Below are 2,172 nucleotides of genomic sequence, written 5' to 3'. Positions count from 1 at the left end.
TGCCGCTTTGGGCAACCAGTACCTTAAACCCCGAATTTCGCAAAAAATCAAACAGGAGGTTCAGGTTAGTAGGAGTATCGTCAACAATTAGAATTGTCGCCGGTAGAATTGTCGCTGGCAGGCTTGTCGTTGGGGTGACAGTGTTCATAACTGTGCTCGATACTGACGAATAAGCTCTAAAATCTGCTGTTCTTCAAATCCTCGAACCAACTGAGCCAGGGGACGAGTCAGGCAAAGCCAGCGATCGTCCGTCTGTTCCAGGTTAGTGATGTGATCCATAATGCCTTGCAAGTCACCCTGCATCGCAAGGTCGAAGAGGGTATTCAGTTCAGCCTGGGCAGACGGCATTTTAAGGGCAGCGGGAATGCTAGCGGGAATGCCAGTGGAAATGCCATTGGGCGCATCAGGCACAATTTCCCCGAAGGAGGAACTGCTTCGCATCGTGCCTTTCATCGTGCCCTGAGGGGTTTCGACTTTCTGCAATGGCTCCTCGGACGGCTGACAAATCCACGCTAAATTCAAGTAAGTTTGCAGATGCTCTAGCAGGTCTACTTCGCGCACAGGCTTGGGGAGAAATCCATTACAGCCTGCCCGCCGACTGGTTTCCTGGTCAAAGTCCAGGGTGCTGGCAGAGACGGCAATAATCGCAATATCTTTGAGCGTTGGAGACGATCGTAGCTGCCGAATTGCCTCAAACCCGTCCATCACGGGCATCACCAGATCCATCAAAATGGCATCGGGGCGAAACTCGTGCGCCTTGTCCAGTCCGTCTTTTCCGTCTACTGCTTCCATTGTTTCAAATCCTAACGGTTGCAATAGTCCCAGCAGCACTGCGCGGTTTTCCCACTGGTTATCGACCACCAGAACCCTACGACGATCACCGTGGTAGCCCACAATAACAGGCGGAAGGACAGCGGACATCCCACTCTGGTCTGTAATTTCGGGAAGCACAATCTCAAACCAAAACTTGCTGCCCAGCCCGAACTGGCTTTTCACCTGAATTTCGCTGCCCATTAGCTGCACAAGTTGCCGGGTAATGGTTAGCCCCAGTCCGGTTCCCTCGGATTGTCGCCGATTTTCCCCAGCTTGCTGAAACGGTAGAAAAATCTGCTCTAGCTGCTCAGCCGAAATGCCGATCCCGGTATCCTCCACCTCAAACCGCAGCCGGGAAAGACCGGGTTGCAGGGCATGGTCAACGGGTTGAACCCGAAACGTAATCCATCCCCGCTCGGTAAACTTAATCGCATTGCCTAACAGATTCAGCAGAACCTGACGCAGCCGCTTTTCGTCTGCTCGTACAAAAGTAGGGAGTGGGGCAACGGGTTCATACAAAAAAGCAACATCTTGACGGGTGCGAACCTTAAACATCTGCACCAGATTTTCTAGAAATGTAGAAAAATGAAAGTCGTGCGGATGCAGTTCCATTTTTCGGGCTTCAATTTTCGATAAATCTAAAACGTCGTTAATCAGGGTTAGTAAATGCTCGCCGCTGTAGTGAATAATTTCTAGCCCGTTTCGCTGCTGTTCGGTCAAGTTTGTTGATTTTTTGAGGATCTGCGCGTAGCCGAGAATGCCGTTGAGGGGGGTTCGCAGCTCGTGGCTCATGTTGGCTAAAAACTCGCTTTTTGCCCGATTTGCCGCTTCTGCCATATCTTTTGCTTGCTGCGTTACGACATCCGCTTGCCAGCGTTCAGTGATATCGTCAATGACCCAGAGGCGACCAGGAACATGGCGCAAATTAATTGGTGTACTGGAAAGGCTTAAAACCTGAGGCTGAGGTTGGGTAAAAAACCATCGCCAGTCGCGAATTTCGATCTGAGGTTGGGTAAAAAATTGGGCTGCCTGCTGGGTGATGTCTTGCTGGTTGTCTGCCTTTAGCCGGAGGCTGGTCATAGCCTGGGCGATCGCCATTGGTTCTGCCATTCCCTGCGGTAATCCAAGCTGCATCGCTGCGATGTAGTTAAGCCAGCCCTGTTCGCCGCTTTCATCCACAAACACTACGCCCTGTGGAATGGTTTCTAAGATGGCACGCAGCCGCGCCTGCAAATTTTCGAGCCGCAGCGTCATATCCTGAAACCGCAGCAGGTTTCGCATTCCGCTTAGCAAAGACGCTAAAAACTGCTGAAGCTCCGACGAGAACTGAACCGATCGATACCAGAACAGCACGATCGC

1 protein-coding gene is annotated in these 2,172 nt (G+C 51.5%); it reads right to left on the bottom strand.

All coding sequences use genetic code 11. The features are described from left to right. Nucleotides 1-144: 144 nt before the first annotated feature. On the bottom strand, nt 145-2,172 hold a 2,028-nt coding region (locus tag H6F80_RS13995; RefSeq protein ID WP_190792149.1), incomplete at its 5' end, for an ATP-binding protein.

Source organism: Leptolyngbya sp. FACHB-711, from assembly GCF_014695615.1.
Lineage (GTDB): Bacteria > Cyanobacteriota > Cyanobacteriia > Elainellales > Elainellaceae > Leptolyngbya_A.
The sequence above is the reverse complement of the archived record's forward strand: the minus strand, read 5'-3'. Positions and strand labels throughout refer to the sequence as shown.